Consider the following 19,612-nt stretch of genomic DNA (forward strand, 5'->3'; position numbering starts at 1 on the left):
GTTTTATGACGAATTTTTTGAACGATTTTTTATGAGCCACCTTTATTCAAGGTGGCTTTTTTTATGTTTTTAATACAAACAAATGTCAAATAAACAGTGATGAAAAACAACAACGAAGCACTAAACAAACACAGCCGAACCGTAACGCAAGATGACACTTTACCCGCGTCACAAGCGATGTTACATGGGATTGGCCTAACTAACGAAGACCTAAAAAAACCACTAATCGGAATTGCAAGTATGGGATACGATGGAAATACTTGCAATATGCACCTGAATCAATTTGCGCAGTTGGTACAAGACGGAATGAAAGCCGAAAACCTAATCGGATTGAAGTTCAATACTATCGGAATTAGCGATGGAATTACCAACGGAACTTCTGGAATGCGCTACTCTTTGGTAAGTAGAGAAATCATCGCAGATTCGATCGAAACTGTTTGTGCAGGCCACTTTTACGATGGCGTAATCACAATACCAGGTTGTGATAAAAACATGCCTGGATCGATTATGGCAATGGGACGTTTGAATCGTCCTTCAATCATGATTTATGGTGGAACAATTGCTCCTGGACATTACAAAGAAGAGGAATTAAACATTGTCTCTGCATTTGAAGCATTAGGTAAAAAATTAAACGGAAATCTTGATGACAAAGATTTTTGTGGAATCATTCAAAATGCATGTCCTGGTCCGGGCGCTTGCGGCGGAATGTACACAGCAAACACGATGGCAGCGGCGATTGAAGCTATGGGAATGAGTTTACCTTATTCTTCATCTTATCCTGCTCTTAGTCAAGAAAAGAAAAACGAATGTACTACTTCGGCGCATTACCTAAGAATTTTATTAGAAAAAGATATTAAACCAAGTGATATCATCACGAAGAATTCTTTAGAAAATGCCATCAAAACGATTGTTTTTTTAGGCGGAAGTACAAATGCTGTTTTGCACTTATTAGCAATTGCGGCTACAATGAACATCGAATTATCATTAGACGATATACAAGCAATAAACGATAAAACACCAGTAATAGCAGACTTAAAACCTAGTGGAAAATACTTGATGGAACATTTGAGTAAAGTTGGAGGAGTTCCTGCTGTTTTAAAATATATGTTACAAGAAGGATTAATCGATGGAAGCTGTTTAACGGTTACTGGAAAAACATTAGCAGAAAATTTAGCATCAGTTCCTGATTTAGATTTCTCTAAGCAAAATATTATTCGTCCATTATCTAATCCCATAAAAGAAACTGGACACTTACAAATGCTTTACGGAAACCTTGCTCCAGGCGGATCAGTGTCAAAAATATCTGGAAAAGAAGGTTTCTATTTCAAAGGAAAAGCACAAGTTTTTAATAGCGAAGTTGAAGTTCTGAAAGCAATTGAAGATTTACAAATCAAAGCTGGAAGTGTTATCGTCATCCGAAACGAAGGACCAAAAGGAGGTCCTGGAATGCCAGAAATGTTGAAACCAACCTCTGCCATTATCGGCGCTGGATTGGGAGATAAAGTCGCTTTAATTACTGATGGACGATTTAGTGGCGGAACACACGGATTTGTCGTCGGTCACATCACACCAGAAGCTTTTGAAGGAGGTCCAATCGCATTAGTCGAAAATGATGACCTCATCGAAATTGACATCAACAAGAATGAATTGAATCTTTTGGTTGATGAAAAAACATTAGAAAATCGAAAAAATAACTGGAAACAACCCGCATTAAAAGTAAAAAATGGAGTCTTATACAAATACGCAAAGCAAGTCGGAAACGCTTCAGAAGGATGTCTTACTGACCAATAAACCAACTCAAATTTCAGGTTCACAAGCAATTATTAATGCTTTATTATCCGAAGGAGTGACAACAGTTTTCGGATACCCTGGTGGCGCAATTATGCCTATTTATGATGCTTTGTATGATTACAAAGATAAATTAGAACACATTTTAGTTCGTCATGAACAAGGTGGTATTCATGCTGCGCAAGGTTATGCAAGAACTTCAGGAAAAGTAGGTGTAGCTTTTGCTACGAGTGGGCCAGGCGCAACGAATTTAGTAACCGGAATTGCTGATGCCATGATTGATAGTAATCCTATCGTATGTATCACAGGACAAGTTTTCGCTTCTCTTTTAGGAACGGATGCTTTTCAAGAAACTGATGTTATCAACATTACTAATCCCATCACGAAATGGAATTATCAAATTACTGATGCGGAAGAAATCAATGATGTTTTAGCAAAAGCTTTTCATATCGCGCGTTCTGGACGACCAGGACCTGTATTGATTGACATTACAAAAAATGCTCAAATACAGCTTATCGAAAAGAAAAAATATGAGAAATGCACTCATGTTCGCAGTTATAGACCAGAACCAGAAATAAGAACTGAATATGTAAAAGCTGCTGCTGAACTTATTAATCAAGCAAAAAAACCATTTGCGATTATTGGTCAAGGAATTCTGCTTGGAAAAGCAGAGCAAGAATTAAAAGATTTCTTAGAAAAATCTGGAATTCCAGTGGCTACAACTTTAATGGGATTAAGTTCTTTGGATACAGATCATCCACAATATGTTGGTTTATTAGGAATGCATGGAAATTATTCTCCGAATGTCAAAACAAATGATTGCGATATATTAATTGCTATTGGGATGAGGTTTGATGACCGCGTAACCGGACGTTTAGACAAATATGCAAAACAAGCGAAAGTCATTCATCTTGATATTGATCCTGCAGAAATTGGTAAAAATGTAAAAGTTGCAGTGCCAGTTTGGGGAGATTGTAAAAAAACACTTCCGTTATTAACAAATTTAATTGATCCTAATGATCACTCTCAATGGTTAAAAGAATTTAGAGATCTCGAAAAAGAAGAACGTACAGAAGTTATTGATAAAGAATTCCACCCAACAACTGATGTGATGTCTATGGCTGAGGTTATTAATACATTAAATGAGTTAACAAACGGAGAAGCAGTAATTGTGACAGACGTTGGGCAACATCAAATGGCAGCTTGTCGTTATGCGAAATTCAAAGATTCTAAGCTTTTGGTTACATCTGGTGGATTAGGAACGATGGGATTTGGTTTACCTGCTGCAATTGGAGCATGGTACGGAGCACCTGAAAAAGACATTGTCATGGTTTGTGGAGATGGTGGTTTCCAGATGACGTTACAAGAAATGGGAACGATTATGCAATTCGGAGCTAAAGTAAAAATGTTAATTCTAAACAATAGCTTCCTTGGAATGGTTCGTCAATGGCAAGAATTATTCAACGACAAACGCTATTCTTTCGTAGATATTACAAGTCCAGATTTTGTTGCGCTTGCAAAAGCGTATCAAATAGAAGGTCAAAAAATAGAGGCGAGAAATGACTTGAAAAATGCATTAAAAGAAATGTTAGAACATGATGGTTCATATCTTTTAGAAGTTATGGTAGGAAAAGAAAATAATGTATTTCCTATGGTAGAACAAGGTACAAGTGTTTCTGAAATTAGATTAAAATAAATTATTATGGACTCAAAACAAGAATATACAATTACGTTATATACAGAAAATTCCATAGGAATTTTAGGAAGAGTTGCAGGAATTTTTACTCGACGAAAAATTAATATTGAAAGTTTAAGCACTTCTCCATCAGAAATAGAAAATGTACACAGATTTACAATTGTTATTGAAGAATCTGAAGAAGTCGTTCGAAAACTTTGCATGCAAATTGAAAAACAAATCGATGTTCTTAAAGCTTATTTCAATAATAATGATGAATTAATCTGGCAAGAACAAGCTTTATACAAAGTGCCAACGAATATTATTGCAGAAAAGGCATACGTAGAACGTTTATTGCGTCAATATGGTGCAAATACAGTTGTGATTCGCAATGATTATACAGTTTTTGAAACAGCTGGTCATCGTGAGGAAATTGATAATCTAACACAAGAATTAACTAAATATGGCTTAATAGAATTTGTTCGAGGAGCCAGAATAGCGATTATCAAAGCGAGTGCTGGTTTTCATGAAAAATTATTACAATTCGAGAAAGACGAGCCATCAAAAGAAGTAATCGAAAATGAATTCCTAAACGAAGGAACCTCAGTTTTCACAATGTAAAGACGAACAATTCAACAAATAAATTTTATTAAAAAATACAAAAATGACTAATTACTTTAATTCTCTATCATTAAGAGATCAATTATATCAACTAGGGCAAGCAGAATTTCTAAATAACTCAGAATTCGCAAAAGATACAGAAGCATTAAAAGGTAAAAAAATTGTGATTGTAGGTTGCGGTGCCCAAGGATTAAACCAAGGATTAAATCTACGCGACAGTGGTTTAGACGTTTCGTACGCGTTACGCAAAGAAGCCATTGAACAACAAAGAGATTCTTGGAAAAATGCAACAAGTCATAATTTCACAGTAGGAACTTTCGAGGAATTAATCCCAAATGCTGATGTTGTGGCAAATTTAACGCCAGACAAACAACACACGCAAGTAGTTAACACTATTCAACCTCTTATAAAAGAAGGTGCTACACTTTTATACTCTCATGGATTCAATATCGTAGAAGAAGGTGTTCAAATTCGTAAAGATATTACGGTAATCATGGTTGCTCCAAAATGTCCTGGTTCGGAAGTTCGAGCAGAATATTTAAGAGGATTTGGAGTTCCAACATTAATTGCCGTTCACCCAGAAAATGATCCCGAAGGAAAAGGACTTGACCAAGCAAAAGCATATTGTGCAGGAACTGGTGGACACAGAGCAGGAGTTTTAAAATCTTCTTTTGTGGCAGAAGTAAAATCTGATTTGATGGGAGAACAAACCATTTTATGCGGTCTTTTACAAACAGGTTCTATTCTTTCTTTCGATAAAATGGTTGAAAATGGAATTGATGCTGGTTACGCTTCAAAATTAGTTCAATATGGTGTGGAAGTCATTACTGAAGCCTTAAAACATGGCGGAGTTAGCGGTATGATGGATAGATTAAGTAATCCTGCTAAAGTGAAAGCTTTTGAATTATCAGAAGAATTAAAAGACATTATGCGTCCATTATTCCAAAAACATCAAGATGATATTATTTCGGGTGAATTTAGTAAAACAATGATGGAAGATTGGGCGAATGATGATAAAAACTTATTAAAATGGAGAGCTGAAACTGGTGAAACTGCTTTTGAAAAAACACCTGCAGGCGACGCAAATATTACAGAACAAGAATATTTTGATAACTATACCTTAATGGTTGCTTTTGTTCGTGCTGGAGTTGAATTAGCTTTCGAAACTATGGTAGAAGCTGGAATTAAACCTGAATCTGCTTACTACGAATCATTACACGAAACTCCATTGATTGCAAATACAATTGCTCGTAAAAAATTATTCGAAATGAATCGAGTGATTTCTGATACAGCAGAATATGGTTGTTATCTTTTCGATCAGGCTTGTAAACCTTTGTTAAAAGATTTCATGACAAAAGTAAACGTAGATGTTGTTGGGAAAAATTACAACGAAGGAAAAGACAATGCTGTTGATAATGCGACATTGGTACACATAAATGATGTTTTACGTAATCATCCTGTCGAAACTGTAGGAAAAAAACTTCGTAAAGCTATGACTGCTATGAAAACGATAAAAACGGCGTAGTAAATATTAAAATAAACCTCTTATGCATTTTGAATTAAAATTCGTCAATTCGAGTGATTTTTAGTTCAGTACAAACTGAATAAAAATTGTATCGAGAATAGAATTTTAACGTCTAAAACCTTGTTCTCGATACAAAATTCTTCCAGAATTCCACTCGAACTGACGGTTTTATTGCTAAAATTATCAAAATGCAAAATGCATAAAATAACTAACAAACAGTGAATTATGGCAAATGGACTTAGAAATGAAAAAACTGAGACCTTAGGCGTTTCGCTTGACGAAGTAAACTTAGCACAAATGAATTTGAAAGGAGTTGCCAAAAACACTCCTTTCGATTTCAATGAAAATTTAAGTCGTCAATTTGAAGCGAATGTCTATCTAAAACGAGAAGATTTACAAGTCGTCCGTTCGTACAAATTGCGTGGTGCTTATAATAAAATCGTTCAGTTATCAGAACAAGAAAAAAATAATGGTGTGATCTGCGCAAGTGCAGGAAATCACGCACAAGGTGTCGCATATTCGTGTCAACAATTAAACATTAAAGGTAAAATTGTAATGCCTACTACGACACCTCAACAAAAAATAAAACAAGTAAAATGGTTTGGGAAAGATCAAATCGAAATCATTTTACATGGTGATACATTTGATGATGCATCGGCTTTTGCACATCAATTATCCCAAGAAGGAAATATTACATTTATTCATCCTTTTGATGACGAAAAAGTAATCGCAGGACAAGGAACTGTTGCTTTAGAAATTTTGAATCAATGCAATCAACCAATCGATTATATTTTCGTGCCAATTGGCGGTGGAGGTTTAGCATCTGGCGTTATTTCTGTGATGAAAACACTTAGTCCAAACACCAAAATTATTGGCGTAGAACCGAGTGGCGCAGCAAGTATGGCAGAAGCTATCAAACAAAAACAATCTGTTGCATTAGCGAAGATTGACCCTTTTGTAGATGGCGCAGCTGTAAAAAAAGCAGGTGAAAAAACCTACAAAATCTGTGCAGAAGGTTTAGAAACAACTTGTGCTGTTCCAGAAGGAAAAGTTTGTTCGAGCATTTTGCGTTTGTACAATGAAGACGCAATTGTTGTAGAACCAGCAGGCGCTTTGAGTGTTTCGGCTTTAGATTTTTTCAAGGAAGAAATCAAAGGAAAAAATGTGGTTTGCGTGCTTAGTGGAAGCAACAACGACATTACGCGAATGGAAGAAATAAAAGAAAGAAGTTTGCAATATGAAGGTTTGAAACATTATTTCATTATCAATTTTCCTCAACGTGCTGGCGCTTTAAAAGAATTAGTGAACGAAGTTTTGGGTGAAAATGATGACATCACCTATTTCCAATACACGCAAAAAAATAACAAAGAAACAGGTCCAGCAGTAGTTGGCATTGAATTAGACAAAAAAGAAGATTTAGATGGTTTAATTTTTAGATTAGAAAATCATCATTTCGACTATCAATATCTTAACACAGACAACACACTCTTTTCGTTAATGATTGGATAATTTTTCCATCATTAATATACTATTCAAAAAAAGCAAAGCTTCTATTTAGTTAGAAACTTTGCTTTTTAATTTATTAATTATTCAACAACCAATTTTTTAACTCATCAAAATTATTGTTCATTTTAACTTTATTCGATTGTTTCGATTTCAATTCTTCGACTTCTTTTGGATAGACAATTTTATCTCGTATTTCTTTCGGAAAAACTTCAGGAAATTTACACGGATGCGCTGTCGATAAAAATACCACTAACTCTTTTTCATCTTGCTTTTTCGCTTGGTATTCCTTCGCTGCCAACCACGCAATCGACGTATGCGGACAAGCAATGTAATCATATTCTTGATTAATTTTAACAATTGCATTTGTCGTTTCAATATCTGAAAAAGCTTTTGAAACCATTTTTGATTTTAATTGCTCCATATCTTGCTCGAAAAATTCCATCACACGAACCCAATTGCTCGGATTTCCAACATCCATCGCATTCGAAAACGTTTGTACAGAAGGTTTGGGTAGATAATTTTCGGTTTTTAAAAATAATGGAACAGTATCATTCGCATTTGTAGCCGCAACAAATTGTTCTACTTCCAATCCTAATTTTGAAGCCAAAATACCTGCTGTAATATTCCCGAAATTTCCACTCGGAACAACAAAAGAAACTTTCTCAAAACCTTTTCTTTTTGCTTGGGCAAATGCCTCGAAATAATAGAAAGATTGCGGAATTAAGCGAGCAATATTAATTGAATTTGCTGAGGTTAAGTTTAGATTTTTCATTAAATCTTTGTCTAAAAAAGCTCGCTTGACCAATGCTTGACAATCATCAAAAGTTCCGTCGATTTCTATGGCACGAATATTTTTTCCATTCGCCGTTAATTGCAATTCTTGTATCAGCGACACTTTTCCTTTTGGATACAAAATCGTTACTCTCGTTCCTTCTACTCCCAGAAAGCCAAGTGCTACAGCGCCTCCTGTATCGCCAGAAGTTGCGACCAAAACATCTAACAATTGATTATCTTTTTTTGAATAATGTGCCATCACGCGACTCATAAATCTTGCTCCAAAATCTTTAAAAGCAAAAGAAGGTCCGTGAAATAATTCCAAAATAGCTAAATCATCTTCTAAAAACACCAAAGGCGCAGGAAAATTAATTACATCATCAATTAAATTATTAATCGTTTCTTCAGAAAAATCATCTTTTAATAAGTGATTTGTCACCTTTTTCGCAATCTCTTGAAATGAATAATTTTCAATAGAATTCAACCAATTTTCATCTAATTTTTCCAACGACAAAGGCATATACAATCCTTTATCTTCTGGCAAAGATTGGAAAACCGCTTGTTTAAAATCAACTCTGTTCTTATGATTATTTGTACTATATAATTTCATTTTTAGTGTTTTATGTAAGGTCCTTGTTGATTGATTTTAGAAACAAATGATAAATGTTCAATTTCTTTTATCGTCAAAAAATCATTTAGTTTTTGTTCGATATTTTCTGCACCCAATTTACTTTTAGATAACGCCATAACTGTTGGTCCAGAACCAGAAATACCGAATGTTAATGCATTATTTTCGAGCGAAATACTTTTCATTTCATTAAAATATGGAATCAATAAAGAACGATTTGGTTCGATAATATCATCTTGCATCGAACGACCAATCTCTTCGTAATCATTCTCATAAAGCGCTGCAACCAAACTTGCAATATTTCCCCATTGCTTTATTGCTTTACTCAATTGCACTTTATCTTTAATTAATTTGCGCGCATCCTTTGTTGGCACTTCTACTTTTGAGTAAATCAGTGTGACATATAAATTTTCAGGAACAGGTAAAGAACGCACCAAAATCGGCTCATAAGAAGGAATCAACGTAATTCCTCCAAACAACGATGGCGCAACATTATCCGCATGAGCAGCGCCACAAGCCAATCGTTCGCCTTCCATACAATAAGGCAAAAGCTCATTTTTAGAAAGTGGTTTTCCTAATAATTCATTCAATGCAAAAAGTCCAGAAACTGTGCTCGCCGCGCTTGAACCTAAACCACTTCCAATTGGCATTTTTTTGTGTAATTCTATCGATAATCCAAAAGAATCTTGTAGACCTAAATCACAAAATAATTTCCATGCCGAATGAGAAACTGTATTTTTCATCGCATCCAAAGGCAATTTACCCTCGTCACCTGTAATTGTCAGAATTTCGATTCCTAACTTTTCTGTCTTTTTCATGATTACCTCATCACCTGGATAATCCACCGCAAAGCCCAAAATATCATATCCACAGATCATATTGGCAACTGTTGCAGGAGCAAAAACATGTACTTTATCTAAAAACTTCGCTTGATCAAGCTTATATTTATTTTCGATTATTTGATTCATCTTTTATCGTATTGAACTTATATTAACTAAATCTGCAAAAACGCCAGCTGCTGTAACTTCTGCACCAGCTCCAGGTCCTTTCACAACCAAAGGACGTTCCTTGTAACGCGCTGTTGTAAAAGAAATAATATTATCGCTTCCAGACAAGGCATAAAACGGATGTTGATTATCCACCAATTCTAACGAAATTGATATTTTTCCATCTTCTAAAATCCCGATGTAACGAATCACTTTCTGCTCCTCATCTGCTTGATGTTTTATCTTTTCGAAATAATCATTTTCGTTGACTAATTCTTGATAAAAATCTTCTACAGTTGCAGCTTCTAAACAAGATTTAGGCAAAATAGAATCGATTTTTACATCTCCCGCTTCAATTTCGTAACCATTGTCACGAGCAAGAATCAACATTTTTCGCATAAAATCTATTCCACTCAAATCATCGCGAGGATCTGGTTCTGTATAACCTAATTCTTGCGCTTTTTTTACAATTTCGGCAAATGTATTTTCACCTTTAAAATGATTAAATATATACGAAATTGTTCCTGATAAAATTGCTTCAATTTTTAAGATTTGATCTCCACTCATTCTTAAATCTTTCAACACGCTAATAATTGGTAAACCTGCTCCAACATTTGTTTCGTAAAGAAAATCAATACCATATTTTCGAGCAGTTTCTTTCAATTTTTTATACTCTTGATAAGAAGATGAATTCGCAATTTTATTACATGTCACAACCGAAATACTGCTTTCAAAAATTTGTTTGTAATAATTTGGCAAATCAGAACTCGCAGTATTATCTACAAAAACACAATTTGGTAAATTATACTGTTTCATTTTTTGGATAAATTCATTCAAATCAGCTGGAGAAGAAGAATTTTCTAATTCATTTTTCCAATTCGATAAATTAATTCCGTTTTCATCAAACATCATTTTTTTTGAATTTGATAATCCAACCAATTTTATTTCGATATCATTATTTTTTGCTAAAAAATCTTTCTGTTTTTCTAATTGATTTAAAAATGTCGACCCAATATTTCCTACTCCAACATTGAAAACATGAATTGTTTTTTTCAAATGATTAAAAAACGCATCATGTACCGCATTTAAAGCTTTTGACAAATCATTTTCGTTAATCACAACCGAAATATTATACTCCGAAGAACCTTGCGCAATCGCTCTGACATTGATTCCATTTCGTCCTAATGCATAAAATAACTTGCCCGAAACACCAACCATTTTCTTCATGTTTTCTCCAACAATTGCAATAATTCCGAGATTTTCTTCAATTTCAATTGGTTCCAACCATTTTGCTGCAATTTCCAAACAAAACTCTTCTTCAATTAATTGCTTTGCTTTTTCGACTTCATTATGATGAATGGCAAGCGTGATACTATGCTCTGACGAAGATTGCGTAATCAACACAATGTTGATATGATGTTGCGCTAAAAGTGAAAAAAGTTTTCCACTAAAGCCCAATTTGCCAACCAAGCCGCTTCCTTTTATATTGACTAATGCAATATCTTTGATCGACGAAATTCCTTTAATTGGATAATCTGTTGGTTGCGAATCGAACTGAATTTTTGTTCCCTCAAAATCCGGTTGAAATGTGTTTTTAATTAAAATCGGAATTCGAAGTTTAAAAGCTGGAGCCATTGTTGGCGGATAAATCACTTTCGCACCGAAATACGACAATTCCATCGCTTCTGTATACGATAAATTTTCTAACGAAAAAGCTTTGTTCACAAAACGAGGATCCGCCGTCATCATTCCATTTACATCTGTCCAAATTTCAATTTGTTCTGCATGTAAAGCCGCACCAATCAAAGCCGCAGTGTAATCAGAACCTCCTCTTCCCAAAGTTGTCACTCGTCCTTCTTCATTAGCAGCAATAAACCCTGTTACAACTAATAATTTATCCGAATAATCTTTTGCTAATTGTTGAATATTCTGAAACGATTTTTCCTCGATAACATTCGCTTGACCAAAATTATGATCAGTCAAAATATAATCTGATGCATTAATCGCCAATGAATTTCCAACATGCTCTTGCATTACTTTTGCTATTAATAAAGCACTACATCTTTCGCCGAAACTCAAAATCAAATCTTTTGTTTGAGGGCTTAATTCTTTCAGAATTTCCACCCCTTCTAATAATGCTTCCAACTCATTCATCAACAATTTTAATTTTGTTAAAATCGGATTTTGATTCGGCACATCGATTAAAGCTTTTACAATTTCGAAATGTTTTTCTTGAAAAAGTTTTAAATCATTTTCATCAAAACTTCCTGATGAAGCTTCTTCGGACAATTTGGTTAATAAATTGGTCAAACCAGAAATAGCAGACACAACCAAAATAATCGAGTTATTTTGTTGCCTTTCTTGTTTAACAATTTCTACGACCGCGCGGATACTTTCTACCGATCCGACTGATGTTCCTCCGAATTTTAAAACTTTCATAATTTAAATTTTGATCATAAAAAAAGCATCTTTCTTTTGAGAAGATGCTTTTGCATTATTTTTTTAGAATTAAATACATAACAAGACTCCTCTAAGTGTGAACACTAGAAGTCGTCGTAATTGAAATAATTGTATTTAATCCGTTTTGTTTCATTATTGATAACGAATATACAAACTTTTTAATAAATCATCAATAATTTATTGATTTTTTTTATTTTTATTTCACAGAATCTTTCTTTACAGCTGTCGAATCTGTTGTTGTTACTATAGGTTTTACATCGCTTGAATAACCAACAACAATTCCATCTAACTTATCTATTCTTTTTACTTTAAATGTTTCTGTTCCTTCTGCTCCTTTAAAAGATACCTTATAAACAGCTTCGTAAACTGTTTTGTCTCCATCCTCAAGAGGCGTCATTTTTTCGAAATTATAAACATCTACAGGTCCATACTGTTTAGTTACTGCATTCAAATCTTCTACATTTACACCTTCCACTTTTGCGAAAAGAGAATCTGGTTTATCCGCTCTATATTTATAAACATCTAAAATTGCTTCTTTTACTTTGTAGTCTGGTAAATCTGATTTTTTATTACATGCTGTTAAAGCTAAAATTCCTCCAACGATAAGTAATGCACTTGCTTTCATAATTCCAATTTTTTTGTGTTAATTGATTATAACTAATTTAGTGATAATTAAATTTAAAAACAAGTATTTTTATTAAAATCAATTAGATACAATTAAAAAGTCGATTCTATAATAGAATCGACTTTTAATATATTTCTTTTTAAAATGATTTTTATACTTCAAAATTGACGTAAAAGCCTTCGTGACCACGAACATTAAAAACTGTATTATCTTCAAAAATTAAGTATTGACCTTTTATCCCTTTCAAAACACCTTCTATTTCATGTGTCTTTTTTAGGTTTAATGATTTTACTTTTTCTGGATAAGATAAAACTGGATATTCTAACTTCCAAACGTCTGGTTCATCAACCAAAAATTGTTGAAAATCTGGATTCACTTCATTTCTGATTTCGTGATACTTTTCGAATAAATTAATTTCTGGCACATCATTTTTCAACATTCTTTGCCAATTCGTTTTATCTGCAATAACATTTTTCAACGAAACCTCTATCATTCCAGCTTCATAACGATTATCTGTTCGGGCAATAATAATAGCTTCAGAAGCTCCTTGATCAATCCAACGTGTCGGAACTTGCGTTAAACGTGTTACACCAACTTTAATTCCGGACGAATTTGCCAAATACACAATATGCGGTTGTAATTCGAATTTCGTTTCAAACTCTAAATCACGTTGTACAATTCCCAAATGTGCTGTTGAAAGTTCTGGATTGATGATACTTGGATTAGCTTCTGGAACTGTAAAAAAACAATTTTTACAATATCCCATCTGATAAATCTCTTTGTCCTCGTGACAGTTTAAACATTCGTAATGATCAAAGTTAATCTTGATTTTTTTTCCTAACAATTGATTCATAACGATAAAATCATCTTTGAAATTCCAATAATAATTGATTGGCGTTCCATTTTCAGTTGTCATTTTACGAATTTGTCCTTCAAACTGCATCTTGCTAAAAAAGTTTAATTAATTTTGTGTAAATCTACAAAACTTTTAGCGGATGGGAATAGTCAATAAGATTATGGAAATTATGATGCGTAGCCGAATGAATGTCATCGAGGAAAGCATTAAAAATCCAGTTGGTACGCAAGAACGTGTGTTATTTGAGAATATCAAAAAAGCCAAATCGACTATTTACGGAAAAGAATTTCATTTTGATGAAATCAAAACGACACAGAAATTTCAAGAACAAGTTCCTGCGGTGCATTACGAGGATTTTCAACCTTATATTGAATTAGCGAGAAAAGGTGAAAAAGATGTCACTTGGCATGGAAAAATAAAGTGGTTTGCAAAATCTTCTGGAACAACAAATGCGAAAAGTAAGTTTATTCCGATTAGTAATGAATCCTTAGAAGATTGCCATTACGCAGCAGGAAAAACAATGTTTGCGTTGTACTTAAATGCTTATCCCGAAACGGATATTTTCATGCACAAAAACCTAAGAATTGGCGGAAGTAGTGAACTTTATCAAAAATATGATACGCGTTTTGGTGATTTATCAGCTATTTTGATTGATAATTTACCTTTTTATGCTGAGATGAAAAATATTCCGAATCGTGAGATTTCTTTAATGTCTGATTGGAATGTGAAGATGAATGCGATTATCAATGCAACAAAAAATGAAGATGTTGGTTCTTTAACTGGTGTTCCTTCATGGATGCTGGTTGTATTGAACAAATTATTAGCCGAAACTGGAAAGAATTATTTGGACGAATTATGGCCAAATCTCGAAGTGTTTTTTCATGGTGGAATCAGCTTCAAACCTTATGCAGAAAACTATAATTTAATCACTCAAAAAAAATTAAATTATTTCGAATTATATAATGCTTCTGAAGGTTTTTTTGGTATTCAGGATCAATTGCTCAGCAAAGATTTATTGTTATTATTAGACAACGGAATCTTTTACGAATTTATTCCAATGGAAGAATTTGGTTCAGAAACTCAACGGTTTTTAACAATTGGAGAAGTTGAAGTTGGTAAAAATTACGCCATGGTAATTACAACAAATGGAGGTTTGTGGCGCTATATTATTGGTGATACGGTTCGCTTTACATCTACAAATCCTCATCGAATTGTTGTTTCTGGACGAACAAAACATTATATCAATGCATTTGGCGAAGAATTGATGATAGAAAATGCAGAAGAAGCTTTGAAACGTGCTTGTATGCAAACAAATTCAATTGTTTCTGAATATAGTGCTGGTCCAATTTTTATGCAAGGGAAAGAAAAAGGCGCGCATGAATGGGTAATCGAATTTGATAAAGAACCTGAAAATTTTGAGCAATTTATTGATTGTTTAGACAAAGGTTTGCAAGAAGTTAATTCAGATTACGAAGCAAAACGTTACAATAATATGACACTTAATCGCCCAATTGTACACAAAGCTCGCAAAAAATTATTCATCGAATGGATGGCTTCTCGTGGTAAGTTAGGTGGACAAAATAAAGTTCCGAGGCTAGCAAACACACGCGAATTTATTGAACCATTAATTGAATTAAATAATCGATCATAACAAAAAAAGAGAATCAATATGATTCTCTTTTTTTGTTCTATCTTATTCGAATTCGAATACTTGGATTGACTAAAACTTTTTTCAGTAATCCTTTCAATAAAATATTATCATTTACGCTACATGTAATTGTATTTCCATTTGAATAATCAACTTTGACTTCATAGGTTCCGTAGCCAAATTTTCGGATATCGATTTCTTTATCTGTACTAATAACACTAGTTGCACTACTATTCAATCCTTCAATTTTATACCATTTGTATGTTGTATAACTATTTCCATAGAATTTACTAGTTGATAAAATATAAGTTAATGGATTAGAACCATCAATTTTGTGATCAATCCAATCTGCTCCTAACCCTTCAAAAGCACCAGGATTATATGGATCATAGGTTATATTGTTATTGTTCTGATTCGCGATTGTACTTTGCTCACCAAAATGTAACAATTGACCAGATGCATTGATATCTTTTAGATTACCAAAATTAAAGTTAGTTGCCGAACCTGTAATATTCAAATTAGCTCTTGTTCCTATGATGCTACTTTGCAGAAATGTGACCTCGCAAGGCGTTCCTCCTAAAATTAAATTTTCTACTGTTTGAGTTTTTGAAGCATCTAGAGTATAACTTTTACCAGAAGAAAATTCTAGATTTTTAATGTTATTAATTCCCTTTATACTTCCACTACCTCTAAAGGTAACAGCGTTAAAGCTTGTTGTTCCGTTTGTCGAATTAATGCTGGCATTTGCTCTACTTTCAAAAACCACATTATTGAACCGCTGACCGTCATAAGTTGACAAACCATAACTTGCTGTTGTACTTCCTGTAAAAATTAGTTGAGAAGTCCCCGCATTTATCGTAACATAAGCAGAATTTGTATGAAAGTACGGAGAGTTGTTTGGTAAATAAAAATTTGATGAACCCATACTTATTGTTCTTGGTTTAGTATCTGAATTAGCATAAAATCGTCCATAAATTATTACATCATTATTGTTGGTAATCCATGTACCTGCTTGATGGTACAACTCATATCCTATTTTATAGTTATCTAATAAGCTTATCGTATTTTCTTCTTCAAAATAAATAGTAACAGCGCTACTTCCAGATATCACATCATTACTTTTTATTGTTTTAGCCTCTCCTGTATGACGATAGAAAATTTTATTGAGATTAATTGTTCCCATTCCGTTCTGCCACTCACTAGATCCATAGATATTGATAGTCTGAGAGCCAGTTTGTGTTAATATTGGAGGAACTGCACTTCCGGAGAATGTAATATTTCGAGTGTAAGAAGTATTGTCTACAGTTATAGTCTTGTTTGCAGATGTAAAACCAGAACCTTGGTTAAAAATCGTATTATCTGATGGACCAGGAACACAATAACCTCCCATACCATTGCTACTCTGTGACCAATGCATTTTATCATTCCAATTACCAGATCCACCAACCCAATAAAGCTCCTGACCAGCTATCTTAGGAAACTGCCATCCAGGATTGTTATTACCATTATCAATTGAATTTTGCGCAATAAACGCAGCACCTCCATTACCCGATATATCTTGCATAATAACACCAGATACATTAACAGTGACATTAGATGCAGCCTCAATTTTTGCCAAGCTTCCTGATTTGCTAGAATTAATTGTTAACCAGCCTCCACATTGTGGTGTTGAAGCTGATAATAAATTGGTTATAGTTTGGGTTGCCCCAGCAGGAAAACTGTAGTTTTTAGTTGGAGCTAAAATTAAGTTATAAAAATGATTGTTCCCATTGATTGTTCCATTCCCTTTAAATTCAACCTGATTAAAATATGCTGTCCCTGTTTGTGCGCTTATCGATCCAGCCGATGAAGAATTATCAAAGCTTACATTATAATATCGTTGATTTTCACCTGCTATAAGTCCATAACTATTGCTTGTTGTATTTGTAAAGTGTATATGTGATGTTCCTGCATTAATCGTGGTTAAGCTTGAGTTTGTTTGAAAATATGGAACGGTGTAGGGTAAATAGAAGTTTGAGCTGCCCATGTTTATTACCTTAGGTTTTGAACCATATATTGCATAAAATCGACCATTAATAGTAACTTGATGATTGTTAGTTGTCCATACTCCTGCCTGATGATAAAGTTCATAATTTACAATAAAATCGTCTAGCAAACTAATCGAATTTTCTTCTTCAAAATAAATACTAGAACTAGCTGAGCCTAGTTTTACACCATTACTTTTTATGGTTTTCGCCTCTCCTGTATGACGGTAATAAATATTTGACAAATTAATCGTTCCCATTCCTTCTTGCCATTCACTTGAACCGTAAATATTTAACGTTTGGGATCCGCTTTCTGTTAACGTTGGTGGATTAGAACTATCAACAAAAGAAATATTGTGAGTATAAGACGTTTTATCTAAAATGATTGTTTTATCGTTTAACGTAAATCCTGATCCTCTATCAACAAATGTATTATCATTAGGACCAGGAGAACAGTAACCGCCAGTACCACCTGAGGTTTTGGACCAATGTGTTCTATCGTTCCAATTACCAGAACCACCAACCCAATATAAATCTTGCCCTACAGTTGAAGGAATTGTCCAACCAGTATTTATACCTTCTCCAATTGAATTATTAGCAATAAAATTAGCTCCTCCCGATGCTGTAATGTTTTTCAGAATAGTACCAGAAACAATTATACTTACATCAGAAGCTCCAACTATTTCAGTTGTTGTTCCGTAGCTATTAGATGATATATTAGACCATCCTTCGCAGACTGGAGTGTTCACAGAAAATAAATTGGTAATCGTTTGTTTTTTATTAGCTTCAATAATATAATTTTTTGTAGGTGCAAAAATCAAAGCTTTAAATGTGTTATTCCCCGAAATACTTCCATTGCCCTTAAACTCAACCTGATTAAAATTTGCCGAACCTGATAAATTTATATTTGCTTGTTCTTCAAAAGTAACATTGTAAAAATTCTGTCCTTGATAAGCTGTTAAGCCATAGGTATTAGATGTTACTTTTCCTGTAAAATAAATATGAGAAGTCCCAGCATTAATTGTTGTAGCAGCAAAGTTTGTATGAAAATAAGGAGTAGAAGTTGTTAAATAAATTTTAGAACTTCCAAATTCTATGGTTCTTGGTGTATTTCCTTGGTTTGCATAGAAACGTCCGTCTATCTTTATTTGATGACTGTTCGTGATCCACGTGCCAGCATTATGGTATAATTCGTAACCTACTTGAAAATCATCTAATAAACTTATTGAAGTTCTTTCTTCAAAAACAACAATCGAATTTGTTGACCCTGTAATTGTTCCATTACTTTTTATCGTCTTCGCCTCGCCTGTGTGACGATAATAAATTTTTGAAACATTAATCATTCCCATTCCTACTTGCCACTCACTCGAACCATAAATATTTAAAGTTTGAGTACCGATTTGTGTTAAAATTGGAACGATTGTACTCGCAGAAAAGGTTATATTATGACAATTCACTATATTGTCTATCGTTACCGTTTTACTTGAAGCTGAAAAACCTGAATTAATATCAAAAAAAACATTATCCGTTGGTCCTGGAACTACAGACGGTAAAGATACTCCTCCAGAAGTTGTTCGCCAATGGTTAATATCTGTCCAATTTCCGCTTCCTCCAACCCAATAATAATCAGCCGCGAAAGTAAAAATAGCGCATAGAAATGCTAGAAAACTTAAAATTTTCTTCATAGAAATAGCTTTAGAAATAGGATTATTTTACTTTAAATACAATATTCATAAATGTATTTTCCGTCACCATTGGGTTAGATAAAATAGAATATTTTAAAACCCCATTATCGTCCAAAGTAATTTTAGATGGATCAAAGACTTGATTATCAAAATACGTTACAAAGTATTCTAAATCTGTTTTGTTTAAGACTGGAATACTAGTTGCAGAAGGACTTTTTAATGCACTTTTTTTAACTCCACTAACATTTCCTGATAAATCAAATTGACTTTTATAAATTTCGAACAACTTTACATTAAACATAGAAGTAGCACTATCATACCAAATTGTAGAAGACGAATCGGTTGAAACTCCTGCTATATCAGTTGGCAAAGCAATAGAAGGTGCATAGAAATAAGAAACAACTTTTTTATATCCTAAATTTAACGGTTCCCACTTTTTTGTCATATCACCAGACCAATACCATAATCCTAATGCATCAATATCAGGAGTTGTATTCGTCGAAATAGCATTTGCATAAACAAGTGTTCCTGCTTTTAGATCTGTTGTAGACATCGCCTCTATTTGATTTCCACTCATCATTGGAAAAGCTACACCTGCTTTATCTCCACTTTTGTAATTTGCATCGATAGCTACATCAAGTGTTGCATTTGGATTAGATGTACCTATACCTACTTGTGCTAACAAAATGTTCATAAAACAAAATGAAATTGCTAATAATAAATTGATTTTCATAAATTTTTTGGAAATTTTGCGCAAAGGTATTGTTTTAATTATCAATAAGCTACTGATAACTAATTTATACCATTAATT

The 19,612-nt window shown here is 33.6% G+C and carries 13 protein-coding genes; 6 read left to right on the forward strand and 7 right to left on the reverse strand.

From position 1 onward, the window contains the following. Window positions 1–99: 99 nt before the first annotated feature. The 5 genes from ilvD (at window position 100) to ilvA (ending at window position 7,118) form a co-directional block, all read left to right on the forward strand. Window positions 100–1,791 (forward strand): dihydroxy-acid dehydratase, encoded by a 1,692-nt coding sequence (ilvD, locus tag FH779_RS16390; RefSeq protein ID WP_180905462.1) that lies wholly within the window; start codon window positions 100–102, stop codon window positions 1,789–1,791. Beyond that, entirely contained in the window at window positions 1,724–3,484 is a 1,761-nt protein-coding gene (gene ilvB, locus FH779_RS16395) for a biosynthetic-type acetolactate synthase large subunit (RefSeq protein WP_180905463.1), read from the forward strand. The genes ilvD and ilvB overlap by 68 nt, the downstream gene beginning before the upstream one ends. A 6-nt stretch (window positions 3,485–3,490) precedes the next feature. Further along, complete coding sequence (gene ilvN, locus FH779_RS16400) at window positions 3,491–4,084, forward strand: acetolactate synthase small subunit (protein ID WP_180905464.1); 594 nt, start codon at window positions 3,491–3,493, stop codon at window positions 4,082–4,084. A 43-nt stretch (window positions 4,085–4,127) separates the two neighbouring features. Next, window positions 4,128–5,609 (forward strand): ketol-acid reductoisomerase, encoded by a 1,482-nt coding sequence (ilvC, locus tag FH779_RS16405; RefSeq protein WP_180905465.1) that lies wholly within the window; start codon window positions 4,128–4,130, stop codon window positions 5,607–5,609. A gap of 225 nt (window positions 5,610–5,834) precedes the next feature. Further along, window positions 5,835–7,118 carry a threonine ammonia-lyase IlvA gene (gene ilvA / locus FH779_RS16410; RefSeq protein WP_180905466.1) on the forward strand — a complete coding sequence of 428 codons (1,284 nt, stop codon included), beginning with the start codon at window positions 5,835–5,837 and terminating at the stop codon, window positions 7,116–7,118. Between the two features lie 73 nt (window positions 7,119–7,191). Here the strand turns inward: ilvA and thrC are convergent, their stop codons facing one another. The 5 genes from thrC to FH779_RS16435 form a co-directional block, all read right to left on the reverse strand. Then, window positions 7,192–8,499 carry a threonine synthase gene (gene thrC, locus FH779_RS16415; protein WP_180905467.1) on the reverse strand — a complete coding sequence of 436 codons (1,308 nt, stop codon included), beginning with the start codon at window positions 8,497–8,499 and terminating at the stop codon, window positions 7,192–7,194. Between the two features lie 2 nt (window positions 8,500–8,501). After that, window positions 8,502–9,485 (reverse strand): homoserine kinase, encoded by a 984-nt coding sequence (locus tag FH779_RS16420; RefSeq protein ID WP_180905468.1) that lies wholly within the window; start codon window positions 9,483–9,485, stop codon window positions 8,502–8,504. A 3-nt stretch (window positions 9,486–9,488) separates the two neighbouring features. Continuing rightward, a complete protein-coding gene (thrA, locus tag FH779_RS16425) occupies window positions 9,489–11,942 on the reverse strand; it encodes a bifunctional aspartate kinase/homoserine dehydrogenase I (protein ID WP_180905469.1) in 2,454 nt (817 codons plus the stop codon). 217 nt (window positions 11,943–12,159) lie between these two features. Next, the gene (locus tag FH779_RS16430) at window positions 12,160–12,588 is read right to left on the reverse strand and encodes a hypothetical protein (protein WP_180905470.1); all 429 of its coding nucleotides are present in this window, start codon (window positions 12,586–12,588) and stop codon (window positions 12,160–12,162) included. A 151-nt stretch (window positions 12,589–12,739) separates the two neighbouring features. Then, on the reverse strand, window positions 12,740–13,531 hold the full coding sequence (locus FH779_RS16435; protein ID WP_180905471.1) for a DUF2797 domain-containing protein: 792 nt from the start codon (window positions 13,529–13,531) through the stop codon (window positions 12,740–12,742). Window positions 13,532–13,583: 52 nt separating this feature from the next. On the opposite strand from FH779_RS16435, the gene FH779_RS16440 reads away from it, so the two are divergent. Next, the gene (locus tag FH779_RS16440) at window positions 13,584–15,095 is read left to right on the forward strand and encodes a GH3 auxin-responsive promoter family protein (RefSeq protein ID WP_180905472.1); all 1,512 of its coding nucleotides are present in this window, start codon (window positions 13,584–13,586) and stop codon (window positions 15,093–15,095) included. A 37-nt stretch (window positions 15,096–15,132) separates the two neighbouring features. Here FH779_RS16440 and FH779_RS16445 read toward each other — a convergent pair whose 3' ends face one another. Both FH779_RS16445 and FH779_RS16450 read right to left on the reverse strand, forming a co-directional pair. Next, window positions 15,133–18,801, reverse strand: coding sequence for a hypothetical protein (locus FH779_RS16445; protein WP_180905473.1), 3,669 nt, complete (start codon window positions 18,799–18,801; stop codon window positions 15,133–15,135). A 22-nt stretch (window positions 18,802–18,823) separates the two neighbouring features. Continuing rightward, complete coding sequence (locus tag FH779_RS16450; protein ID WP_180905474.1) at window positions 18,824–19,534, reverse strand: hypothetical protein; 711 nt, start codon at window positions 19,532–19,534, stop codon at window positions 18,824–18,826. Window positions 19,535–19,612 lie beyond the last annotated feature (78 nt).

The organism is Empedobacter falsenii (assembly GCF_013488205.1).
Classification (GTDB): Bacteria; Bacteroidota; Bacteroidia; order Flavobacteriales; family Weeksellaceae; genus Empedobacter; species Empedobacter falsenii_C.

Excerpts from the sequence above, each read along its gene's own strand:
- thrA (WP_180905469.1), bottom strand. The coding sequence starts at position 11,942 with ATGAAAGTTTTAAAATTCGGAGGAACATCAGTCGGATCGGTAGAAAGT.
- FH779_RS16435 (WP_180905471.1), bottom strand. The coding sequence starts at position 13,531 with ATGCAGTTTGAAGGACAAATTCGTAAAATGACAACTGAAAATGGAACG.
- FH779_RS16440 (WP_180905472.1), top strand. The coding sequence starts at position 13,584 with ATGGGAATAGTCAATAAGATTATGGAAATTATGATGCGTAGCCGAATG.
- ilvN (WP_180905464.1), top strand. The coding sequence starts at position 3,491 with ATGGACTCAAAACAAGAATATACAATTACGTTATATACAGAAAATTCC.
- thrC (WP_180905467.1), bottom strand. The coding sequence starts at position 8,499 with ATGAAATTATATAGTACAAATAATCATAAGAACAGAGTTGATTTTAAA.
- FH779_RS16450 (WP_180905474.1), bottom strand. The coding sequence starts at position 19,534 with ATGAAAATCAATTTATTATTAGCAATTTCATTTTGTTTTATGAACATT.
- FH779_RS16445 (WP_180905473.1), bottom strand. The coding sequence starts at position 18,801 with ATGAAGAAAATTTTAAGTTTTCTAGCATTTCTATGCGCTATTTTTACT.
- FH779_RS16430 (WP_180905470.1), bottom strand. The coding sequence starts at position 12,588 with ATGAAAGCAAGTGCATTACTTATCGTTGGAGGAATTTTAGCTTTAACA.
- ilvA (WP_180905466.1), top strand. The coding sequence starts at position 5,835 with ATGGCAAATGGACTTAGAAATGAAAAAACTGAGACCTTAGGCGTTTCG.
- ilvB (WP_180905463.1), top strand. The coding sequence starts at position 1,724 with ATGGAGTCTTATACAAATACGCAAAGCAAGTCGGAAACGCTTCAGAAG.
- FH779_RS16420 (WP_180905468.1), bottom strand. The coding sequence starts at position 9,485 with ATGAATCAAATAATCGAAAATAAATATAAGCTTGATCAAGCGAAGTTT.
- ilvD (WP_180905462.1), top strand. The coding sequence starts at position 100 with ATGAAAAACAACAACGAAGCACTAAACAAACACAGCCGAACCGTAACG.
- ilvC (WP_180905465.1), top strand. The coding sequence starts at position 4,128 with ATGACTAATTACTTTAATTCTCTATCATTAAGAGATCAATTATATCAA.